16 protein-coding genes are annotated in these 15,982 nt (G+C 39.1%); 10 read left to right on the forward strand and 6 right to left on the reverse strand.

All coding sequences use genetic code 11. The annotated features are described in order from the left end of the window. From dnaG to AAG807_RS14110, 8 genes are all read left to right on the forward strand, one after another. Positions 1–1,983, forward strand: coding sequence for a DNA primase (gene dnaG / locus AAG807_RS14075; RefSeq protein ID WP_341905161.1), 1,983 nt, complete (start codon positions 1–3; stop codon positions 1,981–1,983). Positions 1,984–1,986: 3 nt separating this feature from the next. Continuing rightward, positions 1,987–3,123: a mechanosensitive ion channel domain-containing protein gene (locus tag AAG807_RS14080; protein WP_341905163.1), complete on the forward strand. Its 1,137-nt coding sequence runs from the start codon at positions 1,987–1,989 to the stop codon at positions 3,121–3,123. A gap of 302 nt (positions 3,124–3,425) precedes the next feature. Further along, positions 3,426–4,079, forward strand: coding sequence for an inorganic pyrophosphatase (locus tag AAG807_RS14085; RefSeq protein ID WP_300356191.1), 654 nt, complete (start codon positions 3,426–3,428; stop codon positions 4,077–4,079). A gap of 39 nt (positions 4,080–4,118) precedes the next feature. Further along, the gene (locus AAG807_RS14090) at positions 4,119–4,961 is read left to right on the forward strand and encodes a DUF2911 domain-containing protein (protein ID WP_341905165.1); all 843 of its coding nucleotides are present in this window, start codon (positions 4,119–4,121) and stop codon (positions 4,959–4,961) included. 55 nt (positions 4,962–5,016) lie between these two features. After that, positions 5,017–6,516 (forward strand): hypothetical protein, encoded by a 1,500-nt coding sequence (locus AAG807_RS14095; protein ID WP_341905167.1) that lies wholly within the window; start codon positions 5,017–5,019, stop codon positions 6,514–6,516. A 52-nt stretch (positions 6,517–6,568) separates the two neighbouring features. Continuing rightward, complete coding sequence (locus tag AAG807_RS14100; protein WP_341905169.1) at positions 6,569–7,993, forward strand: VWA domain-containing protein; 1,425 nt, start codon at positions 6,569–6,571, stop codon at positions 7,991–7,993. A gap of 205 nt (positions 7,994–8,198) precedes the next feature. Then, the gene (locus AAG807_RS14105) at positions 8,199–9,374 is read left to right on the forward strand and encodes a hypothetical protein (RefSeq protein ID WP_341905171.1); all 1,176 of its coding nucleotides are present in this window, start codon (positions 8,199–8,201) and stop codon (positions 9,372–9,374) included. A 135-nt stretch (positions 9,375–9,509) separates the two neighbouring features. After that, positions 9,510–9,950, forward strand: a complete 441-nt coding sequence (locus AAG807_RS14110) for a nuclear transport factor 2 family protein (protein WP_341905173.1) — start codon at positions 9,510–9,512, stop codon at positions 9,948–9,950. A gap of 69 nt (positions 9,951–10,019) precedes the next feature. Here AAG807_RS14110 and AAG807_RS14115 read toward each other — a convergent pair whose 3' ends face one another. Then, on the reverse strand, positions 10,020–10,790 hold the full coding sequence (locus AAG807_RS14115; protein WP_341905176.1) for a hypothetical protein: 771 nt from the start codon (positions 10,788–10,790) through the stop codon (positions 10,020–10,022). A gap of 294 nt (positions 10,791–11,084) precedes the next feature. Here AAG807_RS14115 and corA point away from each other — a divergent pair, with 294 nt between their 5' ends. After that, positions 11,085–12,035: a magnesium/cobalt transporter CorA gene (gene corA, locus AAG807_RS14120; protein ID WP_341905179.1), complete on the forward strand. Its 951-nt coding sequence runs from the start codon at positions 11,085–11,087 to the stop codon at positions 12,033–12,035. Between the two features lie 96 nt (positions 12,036–12,131). Here the strand turns inward: corA and AAG807_RS14125 are convergent, their stop codons facing one another. The 5 genes from AAG807_RS14125 to AAG807_RS14145 form a co-directional block, all read right to left on the reverse strand. Then, on the reverse strand, positions 12,132–12,662 hold the full coding sequence (locus tag AAG807_RS14125) for a YceI family protein (RefSeq protein ID WP_341905181.1): 531 nt from the start codon (positions 12,660–12,662) through the stop codon (positions 12,132–12,134). Between the two features lie 2 nt (positions 12,663–12,664). After that, complete coding sequence (locus AAG807_RS14130; protein ID WP_341905182.1) at positions 12,665–13,249, reverse strand: YceI family protein; 585 nt, start codon at positions 13,247–13,249, stop codon at positions 12,665–12,667. 98 nt (positions 13,250–13,347) lie between these two features. After that, on the reverse strand, positions 13,348–13,752 hold the full coding sequence (locus tag AAG807_RS14135; RefSeq protein WP_341905184.1) for a hypothetical protein: 405 nt from the start codon (positions 13,750–13,752) through the stop codon (positions 13,348–13,350). Positions 13,753–13,969: 217 nt separating this feature from the next. Next, positions 13,970–14,494 (reverse strand): methylated-DNA--[protein]-cysteine S-methyltransferase, encoded by a 525-nt coding sequence (locus AAG807_RS14140; protein ID WP_341905186.1) that lies wholly within the window; start codon positions 14,492–14,494, stop codon positions 13,970–13,972. Positions 14,495–14,544: 50 nt separating this feature from the next. After that, entirely contained in the window at positions 14,545–14,946 is a 402-nt protein-coding gene (locus AAG807_RS14145) for a DUF1398 family protein (protein WP_341905188.1), read from the reverse strand. 303 nt (positions 14,947–15,249) lie between these two features. Between AAG807_RS14145 and AAG807_RS14150 the strand changes: the two genes are divergently transcribed. Next, entirely contained in the window at positions 15,250–15,975 is a 726-nt protein-coding gene (locus tag AAG807_RS14150) for a hypothetical protein (RefSeq protein ID WP_341905190.1), read from the forward strand. Positions 15,976–15,982: the final 7 nt, after the last annotated feature.

The raw sequence follows: 15,982 nt of genomic DNA on the forward strand, positions 1-15,982 counted from the left end.
ATGTCTCGCATTCCCCCGCATATCATTGATGAAATTATGCAAACATCTCGCATTGAGGAGGTGATCGGGGAATTTGTGAACTTAAAAAAATCGGGATCGAACCTGAAAGGATTGAGTCCATTTGTGGATGAGAAATCGCCTTCTTTCATGGTTTCTCCGGCAAAACAGATTTTCAAGTGCTTTTCTTCCGGAAAAGGTGGAACGGTGGTCAGTTTCCTCATGGAAAAAGAACACTTTTCTTACCCGGAAGCTTTAAAATGGCTTGCAGACAAGTACGGCATCCAGGTTCCTGAAGATAAACCGCAAACTGCCGAGGAAATGGCTGCCATTACCGAACGGGAAAGTCTGTATATCATCAATGAATTCGCAAAGGAACACTTCATGCACAACATGCATGAAAACAATGAAGGTCAGAACATTGGTCTCTCCTACTTTGAAGAACGTGGGTTCCGGGCAGATATCATCAAGAAATTCCAGCTGGGTTATTGTTTGAACTCGGGAGATGATTTCACCAAAGCTGCTTTAAAGAAGGGATATAAAAAAGAATACCTGGAATCCGTCGGATTAACCAGAACAAAAGAAGAACGCAGCTTTGATTTCTTCCGGGGTCGTGTGATGTTCCCGATCCATTCCATTTCAGGTCGTGTTTTGGGATTTGGAGGACGAACTTTGATCACTGACAAGAAAGTAGCCAAGTACTTCAACTCTCCGGAAAGTATCATTTACAACAAAAGTGAGATTTTGTATGGATTGTACTTTGCAAAAGGAGATATCATCAAATACGACAATTGTTTTCTCTGTGAAGGTTACACCGATGTCATTTCCATGCACCAGGCAGGAGTGGCAAACTCGGTAGCTTCTTCCGGAACTTCACTTACCAAGGAACAGATCCGACTAATCAAGCGCTACACCCAAAACATCACCATTCTCTATGATGGAGATGCGGCAGGAATCAAAGCCTCTTTCCGTGGAATCGATTTGATTTTGGAGGAGGGAATGAACGTAAAAGTGGTTCTTTTCCCGGACGGCGATGACCCGGATTCCTACTCGAAAAAAGTGAGCACAACGGAGTTGATGGATTTCATCAAAGCCAACACACAGGATTTTGTAAGTTTCAAGACCTCGATGCTTCTTGCTGAAGGGAATAACGACCCATTGCAGAAAGCACAGATCATCCGTGATGTCGTGCATTCCATTTCATTGATTCCGGATCAGATTACGCGTTCTGTCTTTACGACTGAAATAGCGCGCGTTTTCGGATTTGATGAAAGTGTTGTGATCAATGAACTCAACAAGCTCCGAAAGAACAATATTGCCAAGGATCTGGATGAACCACAGATAGCTTCCAATCCTTCATTGACAGATACATTTACCACTCCAACACCTCAATCTACAACTGCACAGGTGGTCAAACACCCTTATGCCAGTGAAGAATATGAATTGATGCGTGTTTTGGTAAAATACGGGATTTTTGCAATTACAACAGACCACATTGATGAACACGGATTGGCTCATACTGTTGAAGTCAGTGTAGCGGAATTGATCAATCATGAATTGGCAAAGGATGAGCTAACTTTTCAATTCCCGATTTTTCAAGATATTTATCAGCAAATTGTGGACGGATTGGCCTCCAAAACACTTTTTAAAATTTCGTTTTGGCTGCGACATGAAAATCCTGAAATTGTTCAATTGATTACTGAAATCGAAACAGAACAATACGAATTGAGCCCTCAATGGCTTTTGAAATACAGCGTAGATACGAACCGGGAAATAGACAAACTAAAAACCTCGGTTATGAACAGTATTTATGCCTTCAAAAAACTGCGGGTGATGCAGCGTATCGAACAAATTCAAAAAGAGTTGGGCGAGTTGGCAGAAAATATTACCGAAGAACAATTTCAGGACTTATTGTCCGAACAAATTGTTTTGGAACGGGTTAAAATGTCCATTGCAGGAAAGTTGAACCAAACCATTATTCATTAAGATATGTTGGAAGAACGATTTAAGCTTGGCCTGATAGCGGTTTCTTATTTGAACATCCTGATCATTCTGGTTTCTTTCTTTTTAGCTTACGTTGTCAAAAAAATCATTCATCGGTCAGTTAAACGATACCTCTCTTCCGCAAATATTCATTTGGAAGGACGAAAAGCAATTTTGCTGCGTCTGTTGAGCCAAAGTGGTTTTGCACTCGCTGCCTATATTTCCGTTAAAAGCTTCAACATCAATAACGATGGAGTCACCTTCCGTGAATTTTTGGATTATCACTTTATTGACACCTCCAAGATCAGGGTTAGCTTTGAAAATGTGATTTTGGTCATCCTGATCATTTTTGGAGCTCGTGTAGTTTTGAATGTGGTTCGATTATTTATTCAACGCAGGTTTAAAAAGCAGAAAACAACTGAAATCGGCACGGAATATGTTTTTACGCAGGTTGCCAAATACATCATCAATGTAATCGCATTCGTTTTCATTCTCTTTGCACTCGATGTGGATGCAAAATTATTCCTGGGTGGTTCTGCAGCATTGTTGGTTGGTTTGGGATTGGGGTTACAGGACGTTTTCAAAGACATGTTCTCCGGCTTTGTGTTGCTCTTTGAAGGAAGTATCCGTGTGGGAGATGTGGTGGAATTCAATGACGGAAAATCATCCGACTCAATGGTAGCAAAGATTATCCGGATCAATGTGCGAACTACTCAAATTGAAACACGGGACGGAAATATCCTCATTGTTCCGAATGCGAAACTCACACAGGAATACGTTGAAAACTGGAGCCATGGAAGTACTCTTTCCCGTTTTCGTCTTCCGGTAACAGTTGCTTATGGTAGTGATACTCATCTGGTCCGTGAATTATTGAAACAAGCGGTTTTGAGCCATCCGAAGGTGCACAAGACAAAGGGTGTCGATGTTCGATTAAACGATTTCGGAGAAAACGGACTTCAGATGGAAATCATTTTTTGGGCAGATCAAAGTTGGGACATCAATATCTACAAATCCGAAATCCGTTTCGAGATTGACCGCCTTTTCAGACATTACAAGATCACGATTCCTTATCCGCAAAGGGATGTGAGGGTCTTTCAAAGTTCTGATAATTCAAGAGACTTGAAACCAAAGACAGAAGACTAAAGACGAAAACGGTCTTAAGTCTTGTCTAATTTCTTTGGTCTTTTAGTAATCATCTGTTCTCAAATCATTTTAGCACTAGTAAGCCTTGGCTGATCCTATTTTGGCCTTCAAAAGAGTATTTTATTAAAATAAATCCCCTTTGTTGAACTGCACTATCCGCCGCGGCGGATTCAGTTATCAAAAGCTACGCTTTTCCTAAATTATTTTCGCACTGACGTTTGTCATAATTTAGTCTTCAAAAGCTACGCTTTTTCTTATATTTGCACCCTATGAAAGCAGAAATTAAAGCAGTTATTGATGCAATGAGTAAGCGTTTTACTTCGCATCCTTGGCATGGAATTGAAATCGGTGAAAAACAACCGGCAATCGTCAATGCCTTTATCGAAATCATTCCGGCGGATTCTATCAAATATGAAATCCACAAACCATCCGGTTATATTATGGTGGACAGACCGCAGAAGTTATCAAATCACATGCCTTGTTTGTATGGATTTGTTCCACAAACTTATTGTGACAAAGAAGTAGCTGCTTTCTCAAATGAAAAAACAGGCAGAACAGATATCGTTGGTGATGGTGATCCATTAGACATTTGTGTGCTTTCCGAACGTTCATTCAACAATGGAAATATCATTTGTGATGCTAAGGTGATCGGAGGTTTTCGCATGTTGGATGGTGGAGAAGCTGACGACAAGATTATTGCAGTTTTGAAAGGTGATCAGGCTTACGGATCAATTGAAGATATTTCGGAAATGCCGAAAATGGTCATCGACCGCGTGCGTCATTTCTTCCTGACTTACAAAGATTTGGACGGAGGTGCTAAAAACGTTGAGATCACTCATGTTTATGGAAAAGAAGAAGCATTCGAAGTAATCAAGAGATCGCACACGGATTATATGAACAAATTTGGAAATGCCGACGAAAATTTGGCTTCCGCTTTAGAGAAATTGTTGGGTTAATCCCAACTTTTTTTTGTCTAACAATTAAAATTGAATCTCATGAAACAATTATTCACAACAGTCATTTTAGCAATTGGCTTTAGCACTTTGTCTAATGCGCAGTTAGCTCCACAACCAAGTCCGGCAAGTAAATTGGAACAAACAGTCGGTCTTACGGATTTGACTATTCAATACTCCCGACCAAGCAAGAAAAACCGTGTGATTTTCGGAGATGTTGTTCCATTTGGAGAAGTTTGGAGAACAGGTGCTAACGAAAACACGAAGTTCACCAATTCCGATGTATTGATTTTCGGGAAAGACTCCTTGAAACCGGGAACTTATGCCCTTTTCACAAAACCAACAAAAGATTCCTGGGATTTGATCTTTTACACAGATACGGATAACTGGGGAACTCCGGAAAAATGGGATGACAAGAAAGTAGCTTTGAAGGTATCTTCAAAACCAATGATGTTGAAAGATGCAGTTGAAACATTCACCATTTCAATCGATGGATTAGAGTCCGTAAACGGAGCTACGTTGACCTTGAAATGGGACCAGACAGCTGTTGCTTTTCCTTTCGGAGTTCCAACGGATGCAAAAGTGATGGCAAACATCAACAAAACATTGGCTGGACCTTCTGCGAATGACTACTTCGGTGCTGCAAGTTATTACTACGAAAGCAAAAAAGATCTGAAGAAAGCATTGGAGTGGGCTACAAAAGCTGCTGACATGAGTCCGGATGCATTTTGGATCTTACGTACAAAATCATTGATCCAGGCAGAATTGGGTGACAAAAAAGGAGCTATCGAATCTGCGAAAAAAGGATTGGCTTTGTCTGAAAAAACAAAATACGATAACTATACCAAGATGTTCAATGATTCATTGAAAGAATGGTCAAAATAATGAATTTAGTCCCTTCATAAATTTATGAAGGGACTAAATCAACTAGCATACTTTGATGAAATTATCAATACAATCAATTTTAATTTTTCTTTCCGTTGCTGTCTTTACCACTACAGCTTATTATAGTGTGGGTTTTTTTCATGCGGATGAGCATTTTCAAATTCTTGAATTCATCGGTATAAAAGCTGGATGGAACACTCCAAATGATGTGGTTTGGGAATATCACACGCAAATCAGATCATCAATCCAACCCTCTATTGCACACGGACTTATTTCCATCTTCAAATTATTCGGAATAACCGATTCCTATACGCTTTCTTTTCTTTTGCGGGAAGTCACCGGTTTGACTCTCATTTTTGCCTTGGTTTTCTTTTATCGAAATACCAATCATTTGATCCAATCCAAAAAAAATCCGCAGAACAATAATTTGTTGAAGTATTTGTACCTTGGATTTTTGTTGCTCATCTGGTACGTTCCTTATTTAGGAGTGCGCTTCTCATCTGAAACTTGGTCGGCCATTTTTCTGATTTTTGCTATGGGATGTTTTTGCTCACAAAACAAAACCCCAAGAACTCTTATTATAACAGGATTCTTTTTTGGAATTAGTTTCCTATTCAGGTTTCAAATTGCTTTTGCGCTTATCGGTTTCGGAATTCATCAACTAATCTTCGGAACACAAAAACTAAAAACAAGTTTATCAATCATCGGCGGTTTTCTGATCGCACTACTAGTTGGAATATTTATCGATCGCTGGTTTTATTCCGAATGGGTTTTCACTCCGTGGAAATATCTCCAAACTTTCTTACATCCTGATCCCACTATAAATTTTGGAGAGCTCCCATGGGATTACTATCTCAATCGGATGTTTCACCTCCCGACCAAACTTATTGGAACACTTCTCTTTTTAAGTCTTACTTCGACTTTGATATTCAAAGGAAGATCACCTTTTATCTGGATGATTTTAAGTTTTATTTTGATTCATACATTTATTGGACACAAAGAGGAACGTTTTTTATTCCCCATTGTATTTTTCTTTCCTCTATTTTTTGTTCAGTTCTTCCAATTACTTATCGACTATATTCCCAAGAAGGTTGCTCTGGCATTAATTTATTTAACCACTTTAGGAATACTGACTACAAGTATAATTGGATTACCCATTCTCGCTAGTACTTCAGCCGGATTGGGTCGAAATGGAATTACCCATTTTATTCATCAGAATTATCAAGGAAGACCCGTTAACCTGATCACTATGCCCTATTCCAATCCTTATGCCCCATGGTTTAGGGGGGAAAACTTTTATTTAGACAAAAATGTCAGTTTCAATTACATCAATAAGTTTGAAGAACTTGATTCCTCTAGAATAAAAAAAGATACAGTTAACTTATTTGTTACCACCCGCCTTTTCTTGGATACCTATCCCCGAAGAGAAAATATCCAAAAACTGGGATTCAAATTAATCCAACAAAGCGTTCCTGCTTATAAATTGAAAATGGATAACTATGTTAGGGAAATTGACGATCAACAGGTAACTTATTTGTATGAATTAAAAAAATAGGCATTCTTCTTGCTAATCGAATTTTATCGTATTTTAGAATTCGTTATTATCCATGAGAATAAGTTTAATCCTTTGTTTCGCTTTTTTTGCCGGATTGGTTTTCGGTCAGAAAACTATTGCGGATGATGTACTTGATTTTGGTGAAATTCACACCAATTCGAAACGATACATTGATTTGACAATCGGTAATCCCAAAAGTCAGAAGATTTATATCCTGCGTGTGGAGCATAGTCCGGAAGTGACTTATAGACTGACTTCCGACCTGATCGCTCCGGATTCTACCGTTCATCTCAGAATACAAGTAAATCCAAAGAAAAAAGGTGATTTCAACCTGGTGGTCAAATTGCATTTAAGCGACCAAACGGATGCTCCGATTACTTATCGTCTGACCGGTAAATTACTGGAAGATCTTCCTGATGACCAATACGTCACCAAATGTCCTGATTTCAATGCTACAACCCCAAATTCAACAAAAGAAAGCGAATTAACTATCATAACGATTGACAAGGAAAGCAAGCAAACACTTTCAAAATCAACGGTCAGTATTATTCACAACGGGCAACCTGCAGGAACTTGGATAACCGGAAGATTGGGGAAATTTGAAGAAAAATTACCTCCCGGATTCTTCTATTTCGTGGTGAGTAGAGATGGTTATCTGACAAAAGAAGCTGGAATTTATGTCGGTCCGGAGATTTCCGAAATCACCATTCCCCTATCCAAAGATCCCCGATATGAGCTTCCGGCACCGACTAATAAACCATCGGCGGATACTATAGATATTGCAGAACAACTTTCTCCGGAAGAATCGCAAAAAGAGCTGGATCAGCAAATGACAAATCAAGCCGTTGATACTGTTACACAAAAAGTAATGCCCGAATTGGTTTCCATCCCGGTAGATAATTTTGACGAGTCTTACTTTAAAGATGTAAATGTGGTCTTTGTACTTGATATTTCCAGCTCGATGAAAATGGGCGAAAAAATGGACCTGATGAAGTATTCATTGAATCAATTGGCCAGTAAATTGCGTCCACAAGACAAAATGGGACTGGTGACTTATGCAAACACCGCAGAAGTTTTTCAAAGTCCTACATCCGGCGATCACAAGGAAGAATTGAAGAAGTCCATTTCCGATTTAAAACCATTGGGTATGACAGCGGGCGGAAAAGGAATCAAATTGGGCTACAAGGAAGTGATGAAGAATTACGATCCGAACAAAGCCAACATGGTGATTGTTATTACGGATGGAGCTTTCAATAAAGATTCGGATGATTATCAAAAAACCGTTCAGAAATATGCCAAAGATGGAGTTGTATTTTCAGTAGTCGGAATTCAGACCAAAGATCGGGATGCTCAATTGATGACGGAAGCTGCTCATTTTGGGAATGGTCGTTTTGTTCCAATTAAAAAACTCGTGGATGCACATTCTAATCTGACGCAGGAGATCCGGATTGCTTCGTTTAAAGGAATCAAAAAATAGCTGCTAATCCGGAGCAAAAAGACGGATAGACATGTGTCTATTTACCCAGTACTGCAAAGGGTTGTATGATCAACTTGGCATCTTCTTCAAAATCCAAAATACAAGACCTAATTTGCGTTTTATTAATCTGTAAATCTGAATCTGTTAAAATCAGTTTCTAATTCGAATCTATTCCTAGCTTTGTATCGGTTTTAAATAAACACGAATGAAATTCTCCTTCCTTAGGAAAAAATGGTTCAAAATACCTTACACCATCTTGCTTTACGGCTTTGCAGCCTATGGATTCATACTCACAGCAACCTATTTTGCGGTTAAATTCAATTGGACGAACGAAGGTGGTTCCGTGGATGAAAACAACCGTTACTTTTCGGAAATGCATGACAAATACGATCAATCTTTTAAAGTTGATTCCGTATCCATGATCAAGCATCGTTTTGAGGTACTGAACCGTATTATGCTGGTCAATGATTTCTATCCGAAGAATGCCAATCAAATTTTGGAAATTTACACTAAAAGTAAAGATGAGAAATTAGCATTGCGCATGCTGGATGCTGTTGATCTTCAACTAAGAAAGAATAAAGCGTACCTGAAAGCCAAATCCAAATGGAAATACAAGAATGAAAACGCATCCCAAAAGACAACCGGACTGAGTGTTTTTGAATGGATGAATATCGCTGAATGGCAGGATTTCAAACAGGCTGTTACCAAAGACAAAAAGTACATTGACTCGGTTTATCATGTGACAGGAGTTGAACCGCGACTAATTGTAGCTTGCCTGGTCGGAGAACAAATCAGACTCTTCAATTCCAGCAGGGAATCCTACAAAAGATACATCGGTCCTCTGAAAGTGTTGGCGCTTGAAAACCATCTTTCTTATGGAGTTACCGGAATCAAGAATGGAACAGCCCTGACGATAGAGCGTTATTTAGCTGAAAAGAACAGCGAGTTTTATCCCGGAGAAAAATACGAAGCACTTTTGGATTTCGATTCAACAACCGTTTATGCGACAAAAGCAAATGACACCCTGGACTTGCGCTTGCAACGATTGGTCCAGTGGGAAAATCACTACTATTCCTATCTGTATACTGCGTTGTTCCTAAGAGAGATCAAAACCCAATGGGAAAAAGCAGGTTATCCGATCAACGACCGTCCTGAAATATTGGCATCCTTGTTCAATCTGGGCTTTCAACGCTCGGTTCCAAAACCCAATCCTGCAGTTGGTGGTTCCGTTTATAAAATCAAAGACACGAATTACACCTTTGGGTCTGTTGCCTATGAATTCTTCTACAGCGGAGAATTAGCTGACGTTTTTCCTTACAAAAAAACAAGTTTTGATGAACCTCGAACCGTCATTAAAAGAGCTGAACCCAAAGAAGAATGAATAAAACTTTGCGACTTTGCTTCTTAGCGGTAAAAAATATAAATACCCGTTATTGAACCGCAAATAGTGGAAGATCGCAAAGTGAACTCGTGTGAATATTGGGTAAAAGAATGTATCTTAGGGTAAAGCAATACTATGAAAACATTCCTTTTGATATTACTCATCTTTCCATTTTTTGCCCAATCCCAAAAAGGGGAAAAGAAAGAAGTGCGGAAAGTCATTGACGGGTTGTTTGACGGCATGAGAAAAGGTGACAGTTCACAAGTCCGCAAAACACTTTTGCCGAATGCCACTTTAAATACCAGTTTTGTCAATTCTAAGGGTGAAGCAAAATTACATCAGGATTCCATCATCTCATTTTTAAATGCAATCGGAACGCCTCACAAAGAAATATGGGATGAGCGAATCCTTTCCTGCGAGATCCAAATTGATGATAACTTAGCGACGGTTTGGACCAAATACGCATTCTACGTGGACGATGTTTATTCCCATGAAGGAGTAAATGCTTTCCAATTGGTCAAAATTAACGGAACCTGGAAAATTCTGATCATCACCGACACTAGAAGAAAAAAATAATTATCAATTATGAATGGTTTAATTATCAAGGAAGAGTATCCACCTTGATAATTACTAATTGATAATTCATTACTCCTTCGCTTTCACCAAGAGGTCTTTTTCGTCCAAATCCTTAATGATTGCTTTAATTGCAGCCTCTGTCATTGCTTTTGCCAACGATTTTTTAGTCAGTGAGAAAGTCACATTCATTCCAACCTTAAGCATTTTTGAGAAAAACTTTTTCCAAGGACTTTTGAAGTAATGCTTGTTCACCCATAAATCATAATTCAGGCGTTCTTCCCGTTTCATCCCGATAGCTATCGGGACTTTCTTCTCATTATCCAATAAACGGGCTTTACTCACTTCCAGGATCCGTTTGAAGCGGGCTTTGATATCTGCTTCCATCCGGAACAATTCAACCGGGTTGTATTTTGGTCGTTCAGAAACGGTGTACGTAGCAAACTCCAATCCTGAGAAACTGTAGGCATTTTCCTTCATTCTGTTTCTATCTTCCACTTCGAGTTTTTGACCCAATCCGAGTGCTTCCAACAGTTTCATATCCGGAATGATCGGGAGATACAATTTCTTCTCATCCTTATGGATAAACCCGAATACCTGTTTCATCTCTTCAGTCCAATTAGCATGTATCGGGCTTTTGGCATCCTCCGGTAAACTGAAAAAGTAGCGAAAGAAATTACGGGCATTATCTCTTCCCAAAAAGAAATCATGTTCGCGAAACTTCACATCCAAAAACCCACCGAAAGCCTCAAACGAAGCACTTGCAATCGGGTACTTCTCCACTCCTACTTTTTGTTTCTGATCATTGTAGATATTCCTTTTCGGATAGATCTGTCCTTTCACTGGTTCCAATTAAAAAGTGATTGAAGATAACTTTAATGATTAAACTCATCACTAAATCCCATCAAATAAAAATCGATCGGATTAAAGAAAACCGATTTGGTTGGTGAATGTCTGTACCTTCTCCTATGCTATAGCTCTTCACCTTCGTATAACCGCTATGGTAGAGCAAGGTTAGAGCAAGCATTCAGTCACCGGGCTTGTTAAGCGATATTAAAAAACAGCTTTATATCATGCGGTTCTAGCTAAAAAAAGGCATCTTTGCATCTCTTTGTTTTTAACTCAAAATTGGTCCTTATGATTCGCGTTTTTTATACACACGAGAATGAGCTGGTTTGGGAAAAATATCCTGAAAAAGCAGTACTTGATCCCAATCGAAATTACTTATGGATCGATTTGATCCACGCCAGTCAAGAGGAGAAAGATCTAGTCTGTGAATTCTTTCATGTAAAACTACCTACATACAAAGAAGCAGTCGAAATTGAAAGCAGTTCGCGGTATTCTGAAGACAGCGAATCCATCAAGGCAAACAGTGGTTTTTTAAAGGACGAGGATCCTCCAAAGATTCATCAGGTATCCTTTCTCTTGAAGGGAAACACGCTGTTTACCGTTCGCAATGTAGAATTACAATCTTTCGCGGAAGTGGTCAAAAAGATCAACGTTGCCAGACAGGATTTTATCCGCTCCGGTTCACAGATTTGGGTATTGCTTCTGGAAACACGCATTGATTTGGATGCGGATTACATTGAAAGTCTTACAAGAATTACCAACGTTATCAGTAGGAAAGTACAAAGCTTATCTGATCCAGAAGAAAAGACATTGCGTAAGATTGCCGAAATACAAGAGAATACAATCCTGATCAGGGAAAGCATCACCGACAAACAGCGTCTGATTTCTGCCTTGTTGCGTTCTCCCTTCATTGATATTGAAACCGGCAACCGTTTGCGCGTAATCATGAAAGATGTTATGTCGCTGTTGCAGCATACCCAATTTAGTTTCGAACGTCTGGAATACCTTCAGGACACCTTGATGGGTTTGGTGAATATCGAGCAGAACAAGATTATCAAAATCTTTACGGTCGTTTCGGTGGTGTTCATGCCTCCGACCCTGATTGCCAGTATTTATGGTATGAATTTCCGTGTCATGCCGGAATTGAGTTTTTCTTTCGGATATCCGATAGCTATAGTACTGATGATCAGTTCTTCCGTACTGACCCTGCTTTATTTTAAACGGAAAAAGTGGCTATGAATTAATTACGTCCCGATAGCTATCTGGATCCTAATGCCGAATTACGAATAAAAACTCATATCATAAAAAAGTCTCACCGGAGTGAGACTTTCAAAATTATTTCGTTACCGGAATGACGGCGTTGATCTTAATACTACTTCCTACATCTCCACCGGCTTTTCCTACATTGTAGGTCGAACGGTCGATTGAGAAAGAGGCACTGATTTTGCCTTTGCTCCCTGATTTCGTAAAGGTGAATGGAATCGTGATTTCCTTAGTTACATCTTTCACTGTAAGTTTTCCTTTTGCAGCATAACCACTTTCTTTCTTTTCGATAGAAGAGGAAGTGAATTTGATGTTCGGATATTTATCCGCATTGAACCACTCATCACCCAATGCATGTTTGTTTTGCAAGCCATTTCCGGTATTGATCGAACTCACATCAATGGTGAAAACAAATTTAGATTCGGATAACTTTGCTTCGTCAAAATTGACGGTTCCGCTAAGTGTTTTAAAGATTCCATTCACTCCCTTTGCAGAGAAATCAACGCTGTAATCTTTCCCGATCTTCCATGTTTTAACTTGTGTGAATGCAAATACTCCCCCAATCAGGAGGAGTATCGCCATAAAAAAAATTGATTTTTTCATGATTATTCTTTAACCAACTCTAGGTCAGCAGTCACTTTCACATCATTACTCAAACCTGGGTTTGCAGCTCCAACACCGAAATCAATTCTGTTGATTGTTCCAGTCATTTTGAAACCACTTACTTCTTTTTTGTTCATTGGATTTGTGATTGTTCCGTTGTGAACTGCAGTCATGGTGATTTCTTTCGTTACACCGTGCAATGTCAAGTCACCAACTACTTTGTATTCGTTTTTAGACTTTGCAACTTTTGTAAATGATTTGCTTACGAAAGTAAATTTCGGGAATTTCTCTGCGTCGAAGAAATCTGCACCTTTCAAGTGACCATCGCGCATTTCGTTTGCTGTATTGATGCTGTTCACATCACCTGTCAATTCAACTTTTGCATCAGAAAAATCTTCTTTTGTTGCAGTCATTTTTACTTCATAAGTATTGAAGCTACCGTTCATATCAGAGATTCCCATGTGAGTAATGGAGAATCCAAGTCTTGAATGAGCTGCGTCTGATGACCAAATTGATGATGTTGCTACCGTGAAAGATAGTGCTAAACCTGCAAAAGCAGCTGCTAAAATTGTTACTGGACGTTTCATGTTTGTTTGTTTGTTTTTATTTATTTGATTATTAAATTCTCGTTATCCGCTAACGCGGATATCTTTTTTCGCAAGCAAGTACTTACTATGGTTTGTTACTAATTACGTGATTCGTGTTTCCAAAAGAATGGAACAAGAGCTAAAAAGCTCAAAGCAGGAAAGAAATGCATTGGAACTGCTAATCCAGGGAACATTTCAGGAAATTCCACATCTAAAGGAAGTTTAAATGAAAGAACTCCGATGATACTTGCAAAACTTAAGATGCAGTATAAAACATTTAGGATCGGAATCAAAAGCGGTCTTTTCAAACGGGCAGCGATTACATAACCCAATGCCATTAAAATGCATCCGATAATACAAGAAATGAACATTCCTGTTGCATTCAATACCGAATTGAAATCAATGTAGAAAGCAGTACTGTAAACTTGGTTGTACAACATACTTACTCCTCCTGCTACTATTCCGCTGGTCAGTCCCAGCAAGATTCCTTTCTTTAGATTCATATCTTATTTTTAAGAATACAAACCTAGGTAAATAATTCTAGTGTAACAAAACTAATTTCCTTTTTACACTAGTATACTTTTGGAAACCAATTGATTTTAGGGGGGTTGATGGCAATCTACGAGTCTGATTTAATGAATATTTAACATTTATTCGATTATTTAACTCCCTATTTTGAAGGATTCCAGGAGTTAGTCGTTTATTCACGATAACATATCTTTAAAACAACTCCAATTGCTCACCGAAATTCATTCCTTCCAACTGCAACAACTTTTGTTTGGCATTTAATCCACCGGCATAACCGGTTAAACTTCCGTCACTTCCTATAACCCGGTGACATGGAACAAGGATGGAAATGGCGTTAGCTCCATTGGCTGTTGCTACTGCACGAATTGCTTTTTCATCTCCCAATGCACGCGACAGTTCGAGATAACTAGTCGTTTTTCCATAAGGAATCGTCAGGAGTTGTTCCCAAACGGTTTTTTGGAAATCGCTTCCCACAAAGAGCAAAGGAAGGTCGAAGGTGGTTCTTTCCTTTGCAAAGTATTCGTCCAACTGGATTTTCGTTTCGTTCAACAGGTCTGTCTCCTGCAGTTCAAATTCTGCCTGTAAGCCTGTTTTGATCCGGGTATCAACCTGGTCGCGCATTTTACGGTACTTCCAATCGCACAGGCACAACTGTCCGGAGAAATCTCCGAGAACCAATTCTCCATAAGGAGTGTGAACATATTGCAGGTAAATCATACTTCATTCAAAATTAATGATGCAATCCCTTGCGCCGCGGCGGATCGGGATCAAAATGCAAACAACTGCGGGATGTTTTCTACCAGGAGTTCTTTTCCTTCTTTATCGTAGTAGGCGCAGGTCATCCTTTCCATTTCCACTACCCACTTCTCTACTCCTGATTTAGCACAATCACTGCAGAAAGTCGGATAATCGGTTTCTCCCCGTTGATGCGCTTTCAGATCCTGTTTGAATTGCTCCGCATTGCTCTTATCTGAAATATTCAATTTAGCGTACTTTGAACCGGATGAAATAGCAAAACCGTTTACTCCGTGATAATCGGTATCCCCATCTTCCACATAAGTTTCATAAGATGAAACACCCAATGCTTTTATTTTCTGGATATACCCCGGAAAATCCGCTCCTGACTTCACTTTTGAATGAGCATTCCTGATTTGATCGATTGTAAACATCTGCATGTATTTTCTACCGTTGAAGATATTATAATAATTCCGAATTCCGAATGCCTTCCCGATTTCTATGACTACGAATTAGGTGACTTCGACCGGGAATTATCCACTTAAGTCAGGTGGAGAAATTTTGACTAATGAAAAGACACGAAGCGCTCCACTATTTTTGGGTCGTTTTTTAGTGATAATCGTTTAAGATACTATAGCTTATTGTGGTTTACCGCATTGAAATATGTGGTAAATACGGTTGATAGAGTAGTTTATGATTGTTAGGTTTGAGTCACTTAACAATCAATATTCAATATCATGAAAAAAATAATCTATGGTACTGCATTTCTTGCCCTTTTGGGTGGTGCAGTATTGGTCGCTTGCAATAAGCAAAATGCAAAACCCGATCAAACGACCTCTAGCACAGAAGTCCCTCTAAGCATTGAAAAAGGATTTTTCACGGATGCACAGTTAATTGATATGATCAAAGGAATCAATCCTGGCTATACGAAAATTGAAGAGGTTGAGGAGGTATTATTTGACAATTGCAAGTTGAGTAGCACGGTACTTCGTACTTTAATAGATGAAGCAAGATTTCCTAATTACATTGTAGAAGAAATGATGATTTTAAGCTCTCCATCGAGTGCAGATATCACTTATTTAAGTTCAGCTAGACCAACATTAGGAACAGCTGCAATTGTATCAGCTTCAAGCATTGATTTAACGACTTCTCAATTTGCTGTAGATAACACGAATCCTCGTAAGATTTTTATTGCTAAGAATCTGAAACAAAATTCACTATGTACGGATGGTTGTGGAGAAAGCGAATGGAAAGGTGATGACTTCAAAATCCTCGACTTGACATCCACTACAACACCTTTAGATCCAGCGCAAATGAAACCTTGCAATGCTGGAAAGTGGGTATGTGGCCGTTCTATCGAAACACGTATCGTTATGATTTCTGAAGGCGTTTACACGGTTTACACCAGATGCCAACAAAACGAAGAAAAATGTGTAAGAAAGGCTTCTCAATTTAAACAGTAATTGTTTA

Origin of the sequence: Fluviicola taffensis DSM 16823, from assembly GCF_943372375.1 — a bacterium.
In the GTDB taxonomy this organism is placed as follows: domain Bacteria; phylum Bacteroidota; class Bacteroidia; order Flavobacteriales_D; family Crocinitomicaceae; genus Fluviicola; species Fluviicola taffensis_A.

Bases quoted from the DNA above. Each gene is read 5' to 3' on its own strand.
- dnaG (WP_341905161.1), top strand. From the start codon at position 1: ATGTCTCGCATTCCCCCGCATATCATTGATGAAATTATGCAAACATCT.
- AAG807_RS14080 (WP_341905163.1), top strand. From the start codon at position 1,987: ATGTTGGAAGAACGATTTAAGCTTGGCCTGATAGCGGTTTCTTATTTG.
- AAG807_RS14085 (WP_300356191.1), top strand. From the start codon at position 3,426: ATGAGTAAGCGTTTTACTTCGCATCCTTGGCATGGAATTGAAATCGGT.
- AAG807_RS14090 (WP_341905165.1), top strand. From the start codon at position 4,119: ATGAAACAATTATTCACAACAGTCATTTTAGCAATTGGCTTTAGCACT.
- AAG807_RS14095 (WP_341905167.1), top strand. From the start codon at position 5,017: ATGAAATTATCAATACAATCAATTTTAATTTTTCTTTCCGTTGCTGTC.
- AAG807_RS14100 (WP_341905169.1), top strand. From the start codon at position 6,569: ATGAGAATAAGTTTAATCCTTTGTTTCGCTTTTTTTGCCGGATTGGTT.
- AAG807_RS14105 (WP_341905171.1), top strand. From the start codon at position 8,199: ATGAAATTCTCCTTCCTTAGGAAAAAATGGTTCAAAATACCTTACACC.
- AAG807_RS14110 (WP_341905173.1), top strand. From the start codon at position 9,510: ATGAAAACATTCCTTTTGATATTACTCATCTTTCCATTTTTTGCCCAA.
- corA (WP_341905179.1), top strand. From the start codon at position 11,085: ATGATTCGCGTTTTTTATACACACGAGAATGAGCTGGTTTGGGAAAAA.
- AAG807_RS14125 (WP_341905181.1), bottom strand. From the start codon at position 12,662: ATGAAAAAATCAATTTTTTTTATGGCGATACTCCTCCTGATTGGGGGA.
- AAG807_RS14130 (WP_341905182.1), bottom strand. From the start codon at position 13,249: ATGAAACGTCCAGTAACAATTTTAGCAGCTGCTTTTGCAGGTTTAGCA.
- AAG807_RS14135 (WP_341905184.1), bottom strand. From the start codon at position 13,752: ATGAATCTAAAGAAAGGAATCTTGCTGGGACTGACCAGCGGAATAGTA.
- AAG807_RS14140 (WP_341905186.1), bottom strand. From the start codon at position 14,494: ATGATTTACCTGCAATATGTTCACACTCCTTATGGAGAATTGGTTCTC.
- AAG807_RS14145 (WP_341905188.1), bottom strand. From the start codon at position 14,946: ATGTTTACAATCGATCAAATCAGGAATGCTCATTCAAAAGTGAAGTCA.
- AAG807_RS14150 (WP_341905190.1), top strand. From the start codon at position 15,250: ATGAAAAAAATAATCTATGGTACTGCATTTCTTGCCCTTTTGGGTGGT.